Annotated in this window: 11 protein-coding genes, 16 tRNA genes and 3 rRNA genes; 29 read left to right on the forward strand and 1 reads right to left on the reverse strand. The window is 41.5% G+C overall.

Going from position 1 to position 16529, the window contains the following annotated elements; translation table 11 throughout:
- Positions 1 to 375: 375 nt before the first annotated feature.
- The 5 genes from BCELL_RS05000 (at position 376) to perR (ending at position 3716) form a co-directional block, all read left to right on the forward strand.
- A complete protein-coding gene (locus BCELL_RS05000) occupies positions 376 to 744 on the forward strand; it encodes a GntR family transcriptional regulator (RefSeq protein WP_013487606.1) in 369 nt (122 codons plus the stop codon).
- Positions 741 to 1604: an ABC transporter ATP-binding protein gene (locus BCELL_RS05005; protein WP_013487607.1), complete on the forward strand. Its 864-nt coding sequence runs from the start codon at positions 741 to 743 to the stop codon at positions 1602 to 1604. Before BCELL_RS05000 ends, BCELL_RS05005 begins: the two co-directional genes overlap by 4 nt.
- Complete coding sequence (locus BCELL_RS05010) at positions 1604 to 2305, forward strand: hypothetical protein (protein ID WP_013487608.1); 702 nt, start codon at positions 1604 to 1606, stop codon at positions 2303 to 2305. Before BCELL_RS05005 ends, BCELL_RS05010 begins: the two co-directional genes overlap by 1 nt.
- A 553-nt stretch (positions 2306 to 2858) precedes the next feature.
- Complete coding sequence (locus tag BCELL_RS05015; protein WP_013487609.1) at positions 2859 to 3158, forward strand: cyclic-di-AMP receptor; 300 nt, start codon at positions 2859 to 2861, stop codon at positions 3156 to 3158.
- Between the two features lie 120 nt (positions 3159 to 3278).
- Entirely contained in the window at positions 3279 to 3716 is a 438-nt protein-coding gene (gene perR, locus BCELL_RS05020; RefSeq protein WP_013487610.1) for a peroxide-responsive transcriptional repressor PerR, read from the forward strand.
- A 178-nt stretch (positions 3717 to 3894) separates the two neighbouring features.
- On the opposite strand, the gene BCELL_RS05025 is transcribed toward perR, so the two are convergent.
- Positions 3895 to 4245 (reverse strand): YgzB family protein, encoded by a 351-nt coding sequence (locus BCELL_RS05025; protein WP_013487611.1) that lies wholly within the window; start codon positions 4243 to 4245, stop codon positions 3895 to 3897.
- A 160-nt stretch (positions 4246 to 4405) separates the two neighbouring features.
- On the opposite strand from BCELL_RS05025, the gene BCELL_RS05030 reads away from it, so the two are divergent.
- The 24 genes from BCELL_RS05030 (at position 4406) to BCELL_RS05145 (ending at position 16391) form a co-directional block, all read left to right on the forward strand.
- Positions 4406 to 5284 carry a nucleotidyltransferase-like protein gene (locus BCELL_RS05030; protein ID WP_013487612.1) on the forward strand — a complete coding sequence of 293 codons (879 nt, stop codon included), beginning with the start codon at positions 4406 to 4408 and terminating at the stop codon, positions 5282 to 5284.
- A 452-nt stretch (positions 5285 to 5736) separates the two neighbouring features.
- A 16S ribosomal RNA gene (locus tag BCELL_RS05035) occupies positions 5737 to 7291 on the forward strand.
- 313 nt (positions 7292 to 7604) lie between these two features.
- A 23S ribosomal RNA gene (locus tag BCELL_RS05040) occupies positions 7605 to 10537 on the forward strand.
- Between the two features lie 69 nt (positions 10538 to 10606).
- Positions 10607 to 10722 (forward strand): 5S ribosomal RNA (gene rrf, locus BCELL_RS05045).
- Together the 16S, 23S and 5S rRNA genes with 16 tRNA genes alongside form the textbook arrangement of a ribosomal RNA operon.
- Positions 10723 to 10730: 8 nt before the next feature.
- A tRNA-Asn gene (locus BCELL_RS05050) sits at positions 10731 to 10806 on the forward strand.
- Between the two features lie 3 nt (positions 10807 to 10809).
- Positions 10810 to 10902 (forward strand) — tRNA-Ser (locus BCELL_RS05055).
- Between the two features lie 11 nt (positions 10903 to 10913).
- Positions 10914 to 10988: transfer RNA gene (locus tag BCELL_RS05060), tRNA-Glu, on the forward strand.
- A 150-nt stretch (positions 10989 to 11138) separates the two neighbouring features.
- Positions 11139 to 11214: transfer RNA gene (locus tag BCELL_RS05065), tRNA-Val, on the forward strand.
- A gap of 261 nt (positions 11215 to 11475) precedes the next feature.
- Positions 11476 to 11552: transfer RNA gene (locus BCELL_RS05070), tRNA-Met, on the forward strand.
- A gap of 55 nt (positions 11553 to 11607) precedes the next feature.
- Positions 11608 to 11683 (forward strand) — tRNA-Asp (locus tag BCELL_RS05075).
- A 33-nt stretch (positions 11684 to 11716) separates the two neighbouring features.
- Positions 11717 to 11792 (forward strand) — tRNA-Phe (locus BCELL_RS05080).
- Between the two features lie 10 nt (positions 11793 to 11802).
- Positions 11803 to 11878 (forward strand) — tRNA-Thr (locus BCELL_RS05085).
- Positions 11879 to 11940: 62 nt separating this feature from the next.
- A tRNA-Tyr gene (locus BCELL_RS05090) sits at positions 11941 to 12025 on the forward strand.
- A 20-nt stretch (positions 12026 to 12045) separates the two neighbouring features.
- Positions 12046 to 12119, forward strand: a tRNA-Trp gene (locus BCELL_RS05095).
- Positions 12120 to 12142: 23 nt separating this feature from the next.
- A tRNA-His gene (locus tag BCELL_RS05100) sits at positions 12143 to 12218 on the forward strand.
- 10 nt (positions 12219 to 12228) lie between these two features.
- Positions 12229 to 12303 (forward strand) — tRNA-Gln (locus tag BCELL_RS05105).
- Positions 12304 to 12310: 7 nt separating this feature from the next.
- Positions 12311 to 12385: transfer RNA gene (locus BCELL_RS05110), tRNA-Gly, on the forward strand.
- Between the two features lie 6 nt (positions 12386 to 12391).
- Positions 12392 to 12466, forward strand: a tRNA-Cys gene (locus tag BCELL_RS05115).
- Between the two features lie 30 nt (positions 12467 to 12496).
- Positions 12497 to 12585, forward strand: a tRNA-Leu gene (locus BCELL_RS05120).
- 41 nt (positions 12586 to 12626) lie between these two features.
- Positions 12627 to 12711 (forward strand) — tRNA-Leu (locus BCELL_RS05125).
- A 166-nt stretch (positions 12712 to 12877) separates the two neighbouring features.
- Complete coding sequence (locus BCELL_RS05130) at positions 12878 to 13135, forward strand: DUF1871 family protein (RefSeq protein WP_041808133.1); 258 nt, start codon at positions 12878 to 12880, stop codon at positions 13133 to 13135.
- 309 nt (positions 13136 to 13444) lie between these two features.
- Positions 13445 to 13987: a sigma-70 family RNA polymerase sigma factor gene (locus BCELL_RS05135; protein WP_041808134.1), complete on the forward strand. Its 543-nt coding sequence runs from the start codon at positions 13445 to 13447 to the stop codon at positions 13985 to 13987.
- On the forward strand, positions 13974 to 15260 hold the full coding sequence (locus BCELL_RS05140; protein ID WP_013487615.1) for a hypothetical protein: 1287 nt from the start codon (positions 13974 to 13976) through the stop codon (positions 15258 to 15260). Before BCELL_RS05135 ends, BCELL_RS05140 begins: the two co-directional genes overlap by 14 nt.
- Before the next feature lie 285 nt (positions 15261 to 15545).
- Positions 15546 to 16391, forward strand: a complete 846-nt coding sequence (locus tag BCELL_RS05145; protein ID WP_013487616.1) for an AraC family transcriptional regulator — start codon at positions 15546 to 15548, stop codon at positions 16389 to 16391.
- The last annotated feature ends 138 nt before the right edge of the window (positions 16392 to 16529 follow it).

Below are 16529 nucleotides of genomic sequence, written 5' to 3' on the forward strand. Positions count from 1 at the left end.
GAAAGTTACCTTTTGAGGCACCTTTTTATCGTTTTTGGGTGAGAAGACTCCTTCTTCAAGTATGTGAACGGTAGGTGCGATTGGATGTCAAGTTTGTACTGAGCCTGAACTGCTTCGGAAATACTAAATGCCTTTTTATAGGGCTTTTTATTTGTAGCACAAAAAAGCAAACAAATCATTAGCCTCGAAGCCAACCTAAAAAAATCAGAACTGTAAAAAGCCCTGCCTAACTAATGAAAAACACTCGACAAATCACTGTCTCTATTCACAACCATTAAACAATCAAAAATTGTAAAAACCCATTGACTTTGAAAAAACATTCCAGTAGTATATTGGTTAGTTAGTTGAGTAATTAACCGGTAAGGTGGTGAAGAAGTGAAGCGTAAGTTGGCGGACGATCGTCCTATTTTTCATCAAATAAGAGATATGATTGAAGAAGAAATACTAGATGGCACCATAGAGGAAGGGGATAAAATTCCGTCTACAAACGAGCTTGCGAGCTTTTATAAAATCAATCCGGCGACAGCCGCAAAGGGGATTCAAGCGCTAGTAGACAAGGAAATTATTTTTAAACGGAGGGGTATTGGAATGTTTGTAGCTGATGGAGCTAAAGAGCGTTTAGTTAAAGAACGGAAACAACAGTTTAAACAGCAATTTATACAGCCGTTACTTTATGAAGCGAAGCGATTACAGTTATCGAAGAAGGAAGTATTAGCATTATTTGAAGAGGAGGGAGAAAAATGACTTATCATTTGAAGGTAGATGCGCTTACGTATGCACATGGAAAAAAAGAAGCGATAAAGGATGTCTCGTTTCAGTTAGAAGCTGGTAAGGTCTATGGGCTTTGGGGAAGAAATGGTGCAGGTAAAACGACGTTAATGAGGTGCATGACAGGGTTACTTGCTGTAAATCAGGGGAGTGTCACATTGAATGGCAAGTCTCCATATGAAAATAGAGACGTACTGAATGATATATGTTTCATACAAGAAAACCACCCATTAAACAGTCTCTGGAAAGTAAAAGAGGTATTAGAGATCGCAGCTATTTTTTATAAAAACTGGGACAGTACTATCGCAGAGAAATGCCTAGAGTCATTTAATCTCAGTAAAAATCTAAAAGTAAAAGCAATGTCTAAAGGGATGCGGACAGCATTATCGTTAACAATTGGATTAAGTAGCGGTGCACCAGTAATGATTTTTGATGAGCCAACAAACGGTTTGGATGCAGCGATACGAGAAGTATTTTATGAGCTTTTAATGGAGGAATGTAGTAAAGAGGAAAAAATTGTGATCATATCGACTCATTATATACAGGAGCTACAACGTTATATTGAAGAGTTGATCGTATTAGATGAAGGAAAGCTTCTTTTACAAGATTCATTAGATGCTATTAAAGAGAGAACGGGCTACATCCACGGTGATAAAGCGTCAGCAAGTCAATTTATGGATAGTAGAGGAATAATCGAAAAAACGGTAATGGGCCCGATGGTTAGGTTAATGGTAGAAAATGAGGAGTTAGCTGGTCATTTTGATGAAAAAGTTGATTTGCAGGATTATTTATTAAGAAAAACAGATAAGAAAGCAGAAAAGGAGGTAGTAAACTAATGAAGGAAATAAAAGGAGTATGGAAATTTCTCTGGTTAGACTTAAAACGTTCTCTTTTAATATTCTGGACGATCCTTTTTTCACTCATCATGTTTGGAATTATTATTAGTGTTACGGTTCCGATGGACGGCTTTATTAACTGGAATACGAACATCCCGGTTATCATTTATTTAACAATTATAGGGACGCACTTGTTTCGGAATAGTCTTCAATATGGAGCTGCCTTTGGAAGTACTAGACGCCATTTATATATAGGGTTAACAACATTTTTGTTAATGATGACAATCTTTAATGCGCTTGTGCACAACATATTCTTTTTTTCAGTAGATGCACTAACGGCTAATATTGATACGATGCTCGTTCATAGTATGTTAGAATACTCGAATATAGAAGCAACTTTCTTCTTATTTACTGCTGCTGACTTTGCAGTATTTACGTTATTTATGTCGCTTAGCTTTATTCTTTCCATTGTTTGGCACCAGCTTGGTACGATCCCACTTTATATCGTATCAGCAGGCTTTGCATTTTTGGTTATACTGCCAACATTTCATCCGTTTTGGGTAGAGTTATTTAACTGGTATACAACTGCAACTTTTATAAACTTAGTGGGGCCGCTAATTTTAATTGCTGTCGTCTTATTATTACTACCATTTCCTTTTGTCCGACGTATACATTTGTTTAAAAGAGAGAAAGTTGCATAATCGCTAATGAAAAATCACTTGAAATAGGGATATGTCCAAACCGGATTAATTTTCTTTCATATATATAAAGAGAACGGTGATATTAAACGATCCCTCTTTAATAATCCGGTGCTCTCCGTAGATTTGCGGGGCAACAAACTGCCTCGCTTCTTTTCAAATGCTTGTCGCTTTTCCTAGGATTGCGGGTGTCTAGGAGACTAATCAACAAGCAAGCTTTTAAAGGTAAATACTCTCTCGTCTTTAAGGATGTGCGGCATTTTCTTTATAAGTAATAAAACCATTCATACCAAATGATCATAGCGGTGTGAATGGTTTTTTATTATTCGAACAAAGAATAATCGTTACTACTATATAAATAGTCGCTTGAAGTTAGAACAATCTCCCCGGTTTCCTGAATCTGTCGTGATATGTTTTTCATAATACATATTCCTATACGTGCTATGGTGGTGGTAAAATGGTACCAAGCATTTTATCAATTACGTAAAAAATAATATTGGTTAAATTAGTACAATATGTGCAATGAAATAGAATTAAACCTCTGGGGGGATAATGAATGAAATTAATGGTTTGTGTTGTACACGATCGTTATGCCGATGATATGGAAGAGAAGCTGAAGGAAAAAGGATATCGTATGACTGAATTAGCAAGCTCAGGAGGATTTCTTCGTAAAGGAAGCACTACGTTTCTCTTTGGAATTAAAGATGAGGATGTAAATGACTTACAGAACCTCATGAAACAAATTTGTTTAGACGTTGAGAAAAAGAAGGGGAAGTTAAAGGACGGTCAAAGTCGATTTACTTACTTTGTAATGAATGCAAACGAGAGTCTACCATTTTTAAAAAATACGAATTAAACATTAATAACATATATATATTATTAACAAAGGTGTTTACGTTGACAATAAATAATGTCATTATGTATACTATTTATAAATATTATAAAGTAAGAATGTTTTTTGGAAGAGGTGAAGAAAATGGAAAACCATCGACTTCAAGAGGCGTTACATTCTTTAAAAAGTACTAAGGTTCGTATGACTCCACAGCGCCATGCTATTTTAGAGTTTTTGTTTAATGCTAAATCTCACCCTACTGCTGACGATATATATAAAGCACTAGAGGGGAAATTTCCGAATATGAGTGTGGCAACAGTCTATAACAACTTACGTGTTTTTAAAGAAGTCGGACTGGTTAGAGAATTGACTTATGGAGACTCTTCCAGCAGGTTCGACAGTAATACTTCGGATCATTATCATGTTATCTGTGATGATTGCGGTAAAATTGTTGACTTTCACTACCCAGGTTTAGATGAGGTAGAAACGTTGGCTGAGCATGTTACAAGCTTTAAGGTAAGAGATCATAGAATGGAGATCTATGGACTTTGCCCGACGTGTAATAAACAACACCAACATTAAGCTGGCGACTCGTAAATCCCAGCTTTTTCTTTTTGCAGTTTTAGAAAAGGTGATAGCTGTGGAAGAAGACGTGATTATTAATGAAAAAATATTTGAGCTTTTATAAGCCATAAAAAAGTGTGAGGGAGACTCAACAGGTAAAAACCAACCTTTTGAGTCTCCCTCTCTTCTATAAATATTATTTCTTTTTTGAGTTATAGCTTTCATCAAACTCTTTTCCTTCAAGAGACTTGTCTAACGTTAGTGGTTCGCTACAATACATGCATGCATCTACCCGCCCTAACATCTTTGTTTCTTTTTCGCATCCTGGACATTGTACGAGCACAGCTTTCGATGATAGCATACCAATCCAAAAATAAATAATGACACTAGCGATAATACTAAAAAAGCCGAGTATCATAAAAAGCGTCATAAAGAATGGACTCGTTTGAAAAAACAAGCCTAAATACATAATGATGATCCCTGCAAAAATTAATAATAAAGCAAAAGTTCTTATTTTATTAATTTTATTTGAATATTTTACTCCCATATAAAACAACCTCCTACGATAGAAAGTATAGCATATTTTCTTCTTTGTCTACTATTTAAGAATAAGGTATGTCGAACAACAATTGAAGGTTTTTTTATAGGACTGTCGAACATTAATGTTAAAGAATTATTTTATATTGTTTACTTAGGAGGACTTTCTCATGGATGATTTATTGAGACAACTTTACCAGGATCGTTCTAGTAATGAGAGTACATTAGGTATTATTCATATAGAACAACGTTCAAAATTTGATAGTAAAACGGATTACTTTGACTTCTTATTATTAGTCATTGTTTCAGAAAACGAAAATTCTTGGGAAACAAAACATTATACATATAATGGATCTAAAGTAGCTATGCACCTCGTCACAACTGATCAAATACATCATTGGTTGTTAAATAGTACAAATAGAAGAATGGTGGATTGGCTCATTCATGGAAAAATAATATTTGATAGAAATGAATATACCCAAAACTTCCGTAAAAAGATGCTGGACTATCCTGATTCTGAACGTAAAGTAAGAACAGGTGTTGAATTTGCCAAACTTATCCGTCGCTTTAAAGATGGAAAGGCACTATTTCATGAAGGGCATTACTTAGATGCTTATAATCAAATAGTTCATGCTCTTCACCATTTAGGTCGCCTTGCAATTATTGAACATGGTTTTCACCCAGAGGTTACTGTATGGGAGCAAGTGAGACAAATCGAACCAGAAATATATAAGTTATACTCTGAACTAGTAACTGGAAGTGAGCCGATAGAAAAAAGACTGGAACTTCTATTATTGGCTAACGAATTCGAAGTAGTATCTAAAACCAAACTCGGTAGTGCACACTTAATTGATTTAATGTCTTCTAAGGAAAAGTATTGGACAATTGAAGAAATCAAACAAGAGTTAGGAATAGATGATTATTCACTTGATGTGAGTATTTTGCTAGAACACCTTGTTCAAAAAGGCTACGTAGATGTCGTTAAAGTAGAAACAAAAGGGAAAAATATATTCCATCGCTATTATGAAGTAAGTAAAAATAGGATATAATGTGTAAAAGCTATTTCGGTTATATGGAATAGCTTTTTTAAATGAAGTTTTTGTAGCATTGTAACTAACGGATAATTATTTAAACTTAGTGTTGATTTTAAAAAAAGAAAATGATATATTACTAAAAGTCGTCGTAAGAACTAATTCAATGCTTTTGAAAAAAATGTTGACGATCAAAAATGAATCTGATATATTATTACTTGTCGCTAAAAACGAGTGATAAAAAATAATTTTAAAAAGTTGTTGACAGTAATTTATTATTCTGATATAGTATAAGAGTTGCTAAAAAAACAACAACATCAAGTTTTGACCTTTGAAAACTAAACAAAAAGCCAAGCGAAGTGGGATAGACACATTAGTCGTTTATACGATTGATGAAAGGATATCCCGTCAATAAGATTTAAAAATTAGCCAAAAATTGGCTTGATGTCAGAGACATCGAACTCAACAATTTTTTGGAGAGTTTGATCCTGGCTCAGGACGAACGCTGGCGGCGTGCCTAATACATGCAAGTCGAGCGGATCAATTAAGAGCTTGCTCTTATGAGATCAGCGGCGGACGGGTGAGTAACACGTGGGCAACCTGCCTTACAGACTGGGATAACTCCGGGAAACCGAAGCTAATACCGGATGATCAACGGAACCGCATGGTTCTATTGTAAAAGTTGGGAGCAATCCTAACACTGTGAGATGGGCCCGCGGCGCATTAGCTAGTTGGTGAGGTAATGGCTCACCAAGGCAACGATGCGTAGCCGACCTGAGAGGGTGATCGGCCACACTGGAACTGAGACACGGTCCAGACTCCTACGGGAGGCAGCAGTAGGGAATCATCCGCAATGGGCGAAAGCCTGACGGTGCAACGCCGCGTGAACGATGAAGGTCTTCGGATTGTAAAGTTCTGTTGTTAGGGAAGAACAAGTGCCATTCAAATAGGTTGGCACCTTGACGGTACCTAACCAGAAAGCCCCGGCTAACTACGTGCCAGCAGCCGCGGTAATACGTAGGGGGCAAGCGTTGTCCGGAATTATTGGGCGTAAAGCGCGCGCAGGCGGTCTCTTAAGTCTGATGTGAAAGCCCACGGTTCAACCGTGGAGGGTCATTGGAAACTGGGGGACTTGAGTGTAGGAGAGGAAAGTGGAATTCCACGTGTAGCGGTGAAATGCGTAGATATGTGGAGGAACACCAGTGGCGAAGGCGACTTTCTGGCCTACAACTGACGCTGAGGCGCGAAAGCGTGGGGAGCAAACAGGATTAGATACCCTGGTAGTCCACGCCGTAAACGATGAGTGCTAGGTGTTAGGGGTTTCGATACCCTTAGTGCCGCAGTTAACACATTAAGCACTCCGCCTGGGGAGTACGGCCGCAAGGCTGAAACTCAAAGGAATTGACGGGGGCCCGCACAAGCAGTGGAGCATGTGGTTTAATTCGAAGCAACGCGAAGAACCTTACCAGGTCTTGACATCCTCTGACACTCCTAGAGATAGGACGTTCCCCTTCGGGGGACAGAGTGACAGGTGGTGCATGGTTGTCGTCAGCTCGTGTCGTGAGATGTTGGGTTAAGTCCCGCAACGAGCGCAACCCTTGATCTTAGTTGCCAGCATTCAGTTGGGCACTCTAAGGTGACTGCCGGTGACAAACCGGAGGAAGGTGGGGATGACGTCAAATCATCATGCCCCTTATGACCTGGGCTACACACGTGCTACAATGGGTGGTACAAAGGGCAGCAAAGCCGCGAGGCCGAGCGAATCCCATAAAGCCACTCTCAGTTCGGATTGCAGGCTGCAACTCGCCTGCATGAAGCCGGAATTGCTAGTAATCGCGGATCAGCATGCCGCGGTGAATACGTTCCCGGGCCTTGTACACACCGCCCGTCACACCACGAGAGTTTGTAACACCCGAAGTCGGTGAGGTAACCTTTTGGAGCCAGCCGCCGAAGGTGGGACAGATGATTGGGGTGAAGTCGTAACAAGGTATCCCTACCGGAAGGTGGGGATGGATCACCTCCTTTCTAAGGAGCAGTTATTTTCTACAACAACTGTAGAAACATAAAGCTCATTACTTTTGAACTTCGCTTTGGACTTTTTGTTTAGTTTTGAAGGGTTAAACCTTCAATTATATAGTGTTGTGTGTATCAGGTTTAACTGATTTAGCACATTTACTTACATTTCGAACGCTTACGCGTTTTGAATTTGTCCTTTGAAAACTAGATAACAAAAACTGATTTAAATGATCACCAGTAGATATCAATAGAAGTCTATTCTTCTAACGAAATCAACTGTGTGTCTTAGTTAAGGCGAATGTAAGACGCCACACTTTTTAGTGGTTAAGCTAGAAAGGGCGCACGGTGAATGCCTTGGCACTAGGAGCCGATGAAGGACGGGACGAACACCGATATGCTTCGGGGAGCTGTAAGTAAGCTTTGATCCGGAGATTTCCGAATGGGGGAACCCACCATCCGTAATGGGATGGTATCCATACCTGAATACATAGGGTATGAGAAGGCAGACCTGGGGAACTGAAACATCTTAGTACCCAGAGGAAGAGAAAGCAAATGCGATTTCCTGAGTAGCGGCGAGCGAAACGGAATTAGCCCAAACCAAGAGGCTTGCCTCTTGGGGTTGTAGGACACTCCATACGGAGTTACAAAGAAACAGCGTAGGTGAAGCGATCTGGAAAGGTCTGCGAGACAAGGTAACAGCCCTGTAGCCGAAACGTTGTTTCCTCCGGAGTGTATCCTGAGTACGGCGGGACACGTGAAACCCCGTCGGAATCCGGGAGGACCATCTCCCAAGGCTAAATACTCCCTAGTGACCGATAGTGAACCAGTACCGTGAGGGAAAGGTGAAAAGCACCCCGGGAGGGGAGTGAAAGAGATCCTGAAACCGTGTGCCTACAAGTAGTTGGAGCCCGTTAATGGGTGACAGCGTGCCTTTTGTAGAATGAACCGGCGAGTTACGATAACGTGCGAGGTTAAGTTGAAGAGACGGAGCCGCAGCGAAAGCGAGTCTGAATAGGGCGCCATAGTACGTTGTTGTAGACCCGAAACCGTGTGATCTACCCATGTCCAGGGTGAAGTCCAGGTAACACTGGATGGAGGCCCGAACCCACGCACGTTGAAAAGTGCGGGGATGAGGTGTGGGTAGGGGTGAAATGCCAATCGAACACGGAAATAGCTGGTTCTCCCCGAAATAGCTTTAGGGCTAGCCTCGAGGTGAGAGTATTGGAGGTAGAGCACTGATTGGACTAGGGGTCCCCACAGGATTACCGAATTCAGTCAAACTCCGAATGCCATTTACTTATCCTCGGGAGTCAGACTGCGAGTGCTAAGATCCGTAGTCAAGAGGGAAACAGCCCAGACCATCAGCTAAGGTCCCAAAGTATACGTTAAGTGGAGAAGGATGTGGAGTTGCTTAGACAACCAGGATGTTGGCTTAGAAGCAGCCACCATTGAAAGAGTGCGTAATAGCTCACTGGTCGAGTGACTCTGCGCCGAAAATGTACCGGGGCTAAACGTATCACCGAAGCTATGGATTGTCCTTACGGACAGTGGTAGGGGAGCGTTCCAAGGGCGTTGAAGCATGACCGGAAGGACATGTGGAGCGCTTGGAAGTGAGAATGCCGGTATGAGTAGCGAAAAGAGGGGTGAGAATCCCCTCCGTCGAAAGCCTAAGGTTTCCTGAGGAAGGCTCGTCCGCTCAGGGTAAGTCGGGACCTAAGCCGAGGCCGAAAGGCGTAGGCGATGGCAAACAGGTTGAAATTCCTGTACCACCACGTCACCGTTTGAGCAACGGGGGGACGCAGGAAGGTAGGGTAAGCGCACTGATGGATATGTGCGTCGAAGCAGTGAGGCTGACAAGTAGGCAAATCCGCTTGTCATAAGGCTGAGCTGTGATCGCGAGGGAAATTATAGTACCGAAGTTCCTGATCCTACACTGCCAAGAAAAGCCTCTAGCGAGGTGACTGGTGCCCGTACCGCAAACCGACACAGGTAGGCGGGAAGAGAATTCTAAGACGCGCGGGAGAACTCTCGTTAAGGAACTCGGCAAAATGACCCCGTAACTTCGGGAGAAGGGGTGCTCTATTAGGGTGTATGCCCGAGAGAGCCGCAGTGAATAGGCCCAAACGACTGTTTATCAAAAACACAGGTCTCTGCCAAGCCGTAAGGCGAAGTATAGGGGCTGACACCTGCCCGGTGCTGGAAGGTTAAGAGGAGGGGTTATCCTTCGGGAGAAGCTCTGAATTGAAGCCCCAGTAAACGGCGGCCGTAACTATAACGGTCCTAAGGTAGCGAAATTCCTTGTCGGGTAAGTTCCGACCCGCACGAAAGGTGCAACGATTTGGGCACTGTCTCAACGAGAGACCCGGTGAAATTATATTACCTGTGAAGATGCAGGTTACCTGCGACAGGACGGAAAGACCCCATGGAGCTTTACTGTAGCTTGATATTGGATTTTGGTACAACTTGTACAGGATAGGTAGGAGCCTTGGAAGCCGGAGCGCTAGCTTCGGTGGAGGCGTCGGTGGGATACTACCCTGGTTGTACTGGAATTCTAACCTCGGTCCGTAATCCGGATCAGGGACAGTGTCAGGTGGGCAGTTTGACTGGGGCGGTCGCCTCCTAAAAAGTAACGGAGGCGCCCAAAGGTTCCCTCAGAATGGTTGGAAATCATTCGTAGAGTGCAAAGGCATAAGGGAGCTTGACTGCGAGACATACAGGTCGAGCAGGGACGAAAGTCGGGCTTAGTGATCCGGCGGCACCGTATGGAAGGGCCGTCGCTCAACGGATAAAAGCTACCCTGGGGATAACAGGCTAATCTCCCCCAAGAGTCCACATCGACGGGGAGGTTTGGCACCTCGATGTCGGCTCATCGCATCCTGGGGCTGAAGTAGGTCCCAAGGGTTGGGCTGTTCGCCCATTAAAGCGGTACGCGAGCTGGGTTCAGAACGTCGTGAGACAGTTCGGTCCCTATCCGTCGCAGGCGTAGGAAATTTGAGAGGAGCTGTCCTTAGTACGAGAGGACCGGGATGGACACACCGCTGGTGTACCAGTTGTTCCGCCAGGAGCATAGCTGGGTAGCTACGTGTGGAAGGGATAAGTGCTGAAAGCATCTAAGCATGAAGCCCCCCTCAAGATGAGATTTCCCATCACGTAAGTGAGTAAGATCCCTCAGAGATGATGAGGTTGATAGGTCTCATGTGGAAGCATGGCGACATGTGAAGCTGAGAGATACTAATCGATCGAGGGCTTAACCAAACTTTATTAAGACGATCATTTAATCAGAAAATGTTATCTAGTTTTGAGAGGATAAACTCTCATAAATAGTCCAGTGACGATAGCGGAGAGGTCACACCCGTTCCCATGCCGAACACGGTAGTTAAGCTCTCCAGCGCCGATGATAGTTGGGGGTTTCCCCCTGTGAAAGTAGGACGTTGCTGGGCGCTTATATTCCACAGTAGCTCAGTTGGTAGAGCAATCGGCTGTTAACCGATCGGTCGTAGGTTCGAGTCCTACCTGTGGAGCCATAAGGAGAGCTGTCCGAGTGGCCGAAGGAGCACGATTGGAAATCGTGTAGGCGGTTTAGAGCCGTCTCGAGGGTTCAAATCCCTCGCTCTCCGCCAGAAAAACATCTGGCCCGTTGGTCAAGTGGTTAAGACACCGCCCTTTCACGGCGGTAACACGGGTTCGAATCCCGTACGGGTCACCAATTAATTATTCGGATACTGCGGAGGATTAGCTCAGCTACGAGCGAAACTTCATTGAAACAACTACGAGTTGTCTCGACGGATAAAACCACAGAGCATTACTAGTAGAGGAAGAGACAGGGACTTCCCTGAAATAGCATCATCAACGCTGCGGAGGATTAGCTCAGCTGGGAGAGCACCTGCCTTACAAGCAGGGGGTCGGCGGTTCGATCCCGTCATCCTCCACCATCAATTTTTCTTCACATTATTATTTGTGAGAACATACATTACAAATGTATGAGATATAATGATTCAGTTTTTAAATACAGATCAAGTGAAAGTTCAATACAACATCCGTAATCTTTATAACGTCGCGGGGTGGAGCAACGAGCAGAACATCGTCGAATTAACTACGAGTTGTCTCGACGCATAAACTTCAAAGCGTAGCTAGAAGAGGAAGAGACAGTAAGAAACTACAAAGTATTACAACATCCGTAATCTTTATAACGTCGCGGGGTGGAGCAGTCTGGTAGCTCGTCGGGCTCATAACCCGAAGGTCGGTGGTTCAAATCCGCCCCCCGCAACCAAATTTTTAACAGAAGATAAACAAACATTGTTATAAAAAATAAGTACTAATATTTAGGTCCCGTGGTGTAGCGGTTAACATGCCTGCCTGTCACGCAGGAGATCGCGGGTTCGATTCCCGTCGGGACCGCCATTTTTTATTAAGTATTAGAGTACAAATGAAAATGGCTCGGTAGCTCAGTCGGTAGAGCAATGGACTGAAAATCCATGTGTCGGCGGTTCGATTCCGTCCCGAGCCACCATTTTATATTTGCTGGCCTAGCTCAATTGGTAGAGCAACTGACTTGTAATCAGTAGGTTGGGGGTTCAAGTCCTCTGGCCAGCACCAGTAATTAAATTTTTCCCTTGACTATTATTAAAACTTTTTGTAACATAATAATTGTCTCTCTCGGAGGGGTAGCGAAGTGGCTAAACGCGGCGGACTGTAAATCCGCTCCCTCAGGGTTCGGCGGTTCGAATCCGTCCCCCTCCACCATTTATTTTTACTACCGTTTTAGGGGCATAGTTTAACGGTAGAACAGAGGTCTCCAAAACCTCCAGTGTGGGTTCGATTCCTACTGCCCCTGCCAGAGTATAACAACTGAAGATTATGGCGGTTGTGGCGAAGTGGTTAACGCACCGGATTGTGGTTCCGGCATTCGTGGGTTCGATTCCCATCAGCCGCCCCATATTTTTTAATGGGCTATAGCCAAGCGGTAAGGCAACGGATTTTGATTCCGTCATGCGCAGGTTCGAATCCTGCTAGCCCAGCCATTATTTTGCGGGAGTAGTTCAGTGGTAGAACACCACCTTGCCAAGGTGGGGGTCGCGAGTTCGAATCTCGTCTTCCGCTCCATTTATTGGCGGCATAGCCAAGTGGTAAGGCACGGGTCTGCAAAACCCTTATCCCCCGGTTCGAATCCGGGTGCCGCCTCCATGAATAGCATATTTTTTAGCAATAAGTCCTGCCGGGGTGGTGGAATTGGCAGACACACAGGACTTAAAATCCTGCGGTAGGTGACTACCGTGCCGGTTCAAGTCCGGCCCTCGGCACCATTTAAATTAGACAAGCTATAGCTATTCAATGAGGCTTTTTAGCCGGTGTGGCGGAATTGGCAGACGCGCACGACTCAAAATCGTGTTCCTCACGGAGTGTCGGTTCGACCCCGACCACCGGTACCATATAAATAATATACGTTAATATTAAAATAACCAGTTAACTCATAAATGTTGATATATCAATGTTTATGAGTTTTTTTATGTTTTCGAGTATAACATGGAAAAGGGGGCGATTTACACACATTTTCCACAAGGATGTGTATTAATTGCCTATAAGGAGGAGATTAATATGGAAAGATCGGCTAACAATGTTGTAACTAAGCACGTGAATAATTGGGATCCAGAACTACTTTTAGAAATGGGAGCTCCTGATGATGAGTACGAATTTGAGATCGAGCGTATAACGAAAGAAATATCACGCTGCCAAGATGAAATTGAAGTGGCAGAAGTTATTAAAGACATTTTTGATGATTCGTTTGGTAGGGATTTTCCCCTTGAAGAGTGTCTTGAAATAGCTAAAAAGATATGGGTTAATTTACATAACTAAAGTGACAGCAGGTCATTTATAATTACCCTCGGCTGAAAAATAGAGTAGAGTTGCGTTGCTGATTTAAAGTCCCCGCCCTCCTATACAGTACTTTGGGGGCGTGCACTTTGTTTATATTAAGTTAATGATAAGAAGCTCTTACTATAAGTAGTGTTTATACATAGTATTTGGACAAAAAGAACTATCCAACCTTTTCGAAAAGCTAAGACTACTAAAATATAAATAGAAATTATAGAATTAGTGCATCCGAATCATGTCAAATTTCGTCAAAGAGGTGGATTGAAAGTATTGGGAGAGGGGGAGGGCTATGTGTCTGTCTTAAATAGGCAAGATACAATGGATGATGTTTTTCTTGAAGTACTTATTAATCAATATTATGAGGCTCTTGTGAATGTCTCATACACCTATGTGAAAAATTGGAGTACTGCGGAAGATATTGTTCAGGATGTATTTATCAAGATCTTAAATAGTTATCATCTTTTTGAAAACCGATCATCTATTAAAACATGGTTGTATAAGATTACAATGAATAAATCGAAAGATTATTTGAGGAAAACATATTTTAAAAGAGTTGTCATTATGGGTGTAATTGATAGATTAATAACCGACAGAACACCAGAAGATAATATTATTCAAAAATCGATGGATAAAGAGTTGGCAGAGTGCATTTTCATATTACCAATTAAGTACAGGGAAGTTATCATTCTTTTTTACTATGAAGATCTATCATTAACGGAGATGGGAGAACTACTCGGAGAGAATGTATCAACGTTAAAGAGTCGTTTGCAGAGGGCACGAAGAAGATTGAAAGAAGTATTATCTTCAAGGGGGATTACTTATGAGTCAATTTAATAAGAAGGATATTAAACGAGCTTTAAAGGAAACGAAGTTTTCTAGTAATCCATTTAATGCAAAAAACTCAAAACAAGTTTTACATATAATAAAAAATAAAAGTGGAGCAGGGAGGAATAGCTTCCTGGGAACTTGGTTAAAACCATCAGTAGTCTTACTCACTTCTTCTGCAATTCTATTTGTCTTAGTTTTTCATTACTACCAAACAGGCTCCTTTTCTCCTAGCAATAGTAATCAGACAGACGCTCTAGTCGTTGAAGAAGACGAAGAGAGAGAGGAATATCGTAAAGATGATGTAGCTGATGAGACACAAAAGATAAGGGAAATGATTGGTGTGGAAACAAACAGTGAACCAGAGGAGGTAGTGTATGAGTATGGTGATGGGATGTATGCCACTGAATCCCGAATTGATTATGTACGTGAAGTAAACGTTAAGAATTTTTTGGTTGACGGTGTTGATACTAATAATCTAGGTTATATCATGGAGGATGGGTACCATACGCTGATAAGTGCAAGTTTAGGTTTAGTTGAAAGTCAATTACCTGGTCAGATCTATCCTTTCAGTAGATTTACATACAAAGATGCCTACACGGAAGATCAAGTTGTTAATTTGAAGTTGCAATTTAACGAATTGTCATATATTTTTCCTGCTGGAAAGTTTGACGATGAGGAACTAATTCAGGCAACCTTCCTCCTATTAAGTGAAAATCAGGAAGAGGAGTATTTAAAGGATATTGTAAAAACCATTAAAACTGATTTTCCGACGATACCAGTTACTGTGTTATTTACAACAAAGTACGATTATTTTTTAAAGACCAATGCTATTGGTTATTACAATAATGTTCCTGTTATTCAGTATTTAAATGGAGTGCAATATGGGGAAAATAATGAACTTGCAAGTCACTTATCAAACAAATTTAACTTCATTTTTAACGAAGAAGTCAATGGAATTCATGATGTATTTGACATGTTTTATGTGCAAGGGTTTCACAATGGTTCGGGTACGAGAGCTTCTGTAGATTCACCGAGTACGGAAGCTAAAACCCTTTTATTATTAATTGAAGGAAATGAACAATTAGACGATGATCATTTAAATGTTTTTGCAGAAATGGTTATGGAAGAGGTATATGATTTCTACGGTACGAGTGACATTGCGCTTTCACTCCATATTTATAATATAAATGTGAGGGATTGGAATGGTATGTATGATGAACCTTATACAGTGGTAAAATTTCCTGATGATGATGATTGGATGATTTACGAGGTGGAGTGAGGTAGTTGTTTTAGAAACAGTGAAGTAGGAAATTGAGTATGCTTCGTATATTCCTATAAATTAGGAATCATGAATATTGATTCAACTTTTCCGGATAGTAAATAAGTTGTTCAGTAGACTAATTGTAAAAGTAACATAACTAGGAATAGTGGTATTGGATTCTAACTGTGATATAGTTTTCTAGAAAAAAACGATAATTTCTCCCGATCCTGCAAAAGTGTGCACCGATAGTCGGGTCACGACAATTCATCATTGTTATTCTATTAATGAAAGGGAGGTCATTACATGGATTCATTGGAAAAAATGAATGGCGCGATAAACTATATAGAAGATAATTTATTGAACGAAATTGATTTTCGAGAGGTGGCGAGAATTGCGCAATGTTCCGAATACCATTTTAAGAGGATGTTTTCATTTCTGGCAGGTGTATCACTTTCGGAATATATTAGACGAAGAAGATTGACACTTGCGGCCTTTGATTTGAAGGACAGGAATGAAAAGGTGATAGATGTAGCAATGAAATACAGCTACCATTCTCCGGATTCTTTTACTAGAGCATTTCAAAGTCTTCATGGCGTTACTCCGACAGAAGCACGTCACCATGGCCATTCACTCAAAGCATATCCTAAAATGACCTTCCAACTGACAATTAAGGGAGGAACAGAAATGAATTACAGAATTGTACAAAAAGAGGCATTTCGAGTTGTAGGTTGGAAAAAAAGGATTAATTTGATTCCTCAAGGGACGAATCCTGAAATATCAGAAATGTGGGATACGATTAGTGATGAGACATATACACAAATCGAAGCGTTATCTGATTTAACTCCTAGAGGTATAATCAATGTATGTACAAATTTCTCTGATGAGCGAAGTCAAACAGGGGAACTGGATTACTACATTGCAGCAGCGACAACGAAGCCTTGTCCAAATAACTTGGAAGAACTTGAAATACCAGCTTATACATGGGCGGTATTTGAAGTCGAGGGAGAATGGGATCAAGTACAAGATGCTTGGGGAAGAATTTATTCAGAGTGGTTCCCGTCATCTGGGTATGAGCATGTGGAGGGGCCAGAGATTTTAGCAAGTAAAGAGAACAGAAGTGAGATTTGGATGACAGTAGTAAAAAAATAGAGTAATGAGAAACCCCGATATGAAACAGCCTGAGCTGTTGAGAATCGGGGTTATTTTTTATGGACGAAATATAGAAGTGATTACTTAGGAATTGAGTTTTTTTTATAATGTCCCCAGATTACACTATTTAGATAATTA

The organism is Evansella cellulosilytica DSM 2522 (assembly GCF_000177235.2).
GTDB classification, from domain to species: domain Bacteria; phylum Bacillota; class Bacilli; order Bacillales; family Salisediminibacteriaceae; genus Evansella; species Evansella cellulosilytica.

What these genes read in the sequence shown, in the direction of transcription:
- BCELL_RS05030 (WP_013487612.1), top strand. Translation starts at nt 4,406, where the DNA reads ATGGATGATTTATTGAGACAACTTTACCAGGATCGTTCTAGTAATGAG.
- BCELL_RS05145 (WP_013487616.1), top strand. Translation starts at nt 15,546, where the DNA reads ATGGATTCATTGGAAAAAATGAATGGCGCGATAAACTATATAGAAGAT.
- BCELL_RS05130 (WP_041808133.1), top strand. Translation starts at nt 12,878, where the DNA reads ATGGAAAGATCGGCTAACAATGTTGTAACTAAGCACGTGAATAATTGG.
- perR (WP_013487610.1), top strand. Translation starts at nt 3,279, where the DNA reads ATGGAAAACCATCGACTTCAAGAGGCGTTACATTCTTTAAAAAGTACT.
- BCELL_RS05140 (WP_013487615.1), top strand. Translation starts at nt 13,974, where the DNA reads ATGAGTCAATTTAATAAGAAGGATATTAAACGAGCTTTAAAGGAAACG.
- BCELL_RS05025 (WP_013487611.1), bottom strand. Translation starts at nt 4,245, where the DNA reads ATGGGAGTAAAATATTCAAATAAAATTAATAAAATAAGAACTTTTGCT.
- BCELL_RS05015 (WP_013487609.1), top strand. Translation starts at nt 2,859, where the DNA reads ATGAAATTAATGGTTTGTGTTGTACACGATCGTTATGCCGATGATATG.
- BCELL_RS05005 (WP_013487607.1), top strand. Translation starts at nt 741, where the DNA reads ATGACTTATCATTTGAAGGTAGATGCGCTTACGTATGCACATGGAAAA.
- BCELL_RS05010 (WP_013487608.1), top strand. Translation starts at nt 1,604, where the DNA reads ATGAAGGAAATAAAAGGAGTATGGAAATTTCTCTGGTTAGACTTAAAA.